Annotated in this window: 1 protein-coding gene and 1 pseudogene; both read left to right on the top strand. The window is 44.1% G+C overall.

Going from position 1 to position 623, the window contains the following annotated elements; all coding sequences use genetic code 11:
- Positions 1 to 48: 48 nt before the first annotated feature.
- Positions 49 to 324: a GNAT family N-acetyltransferase gene (locus R8N49_RS28370; protein WP_005462904.1), complete on the top strand. Its 276-nt coding sequence runs from the start codon at positions 49 to 51 to the stop codon at positions 322 to 324.
- A gap of 2 nt (positions 325 to 326) precedes the next feature.
- Positions 327 to 623, top strand: a pseudogene (locus R8N49_RS28365) (phosphotransferase); the annotation flags it as partial.

Genomic DNA, 623 nt, shown 5'->3' with positions numbered 1-623 from the left:
TGATATAGTTTGATTCAATAAATCCGTAACAAAATTAGAGAAGAAGATATGCATAAAGTGATTCACGACACTGAAAGTGGCCTCTTTTGGGTTGATTTAGAGCAAGACTTCAAAGCAAAAGTGGTCTACGAGTTGAAAAATGATGTGATGCACATAACATCGACGGTCGTACCAGAAGAGCTGCGAGGCAAAGGTTATGGCAAAGTAATGATGGAAGCGGTACTCCCAGAAATTGAAGCTCTGGGTTATAAAATCGAACCGGTTTGCCCGTATGTGGCGCATTACATCAACCGTAACCAAGCTTGGTCGCATCTTCTTGCTTGAGTATGAATGACCACCACCTTTTGTATCAAAATATCAGCCAGGATCTTTATCTCGGTGCATTGCTGTCGAGCGAAGTAATCCAGTCACTTTGGGGCGGTTACGGAGACTTGGTTCGGCTGATATTCGCTAAACGTTCTGTCATTGTAAAACACGCCAAATTGCCTAAACCTTCTGAACACCCTAGAGGCTGGAATACAGACCGTTCTCACCAAAGAAAGCTGCACTCTTATCAGGTTGAAGTCAGTTGGTACGCGCATTTTTCCGGAGTCATGAACTCGCACTGTCGAGTACCACAAGGC

The sequence above is a fragment of the Vibrio sp. 1978 genome (assembly GCF_033344345.1).
This window is presented reverse-complemented; position numbering and strand designations above follow the sequence as displayed.

Bases quoted from the DNA above. Each gene is read 5' to 3' on its own strand.
- R8N49_RS28370 (WP_005462904.1), top strand. From the start codon at position 49: ATGCATAAAGTGATTCACGACACTGAAAGTGGCCTCTTTTGGGTTGAT.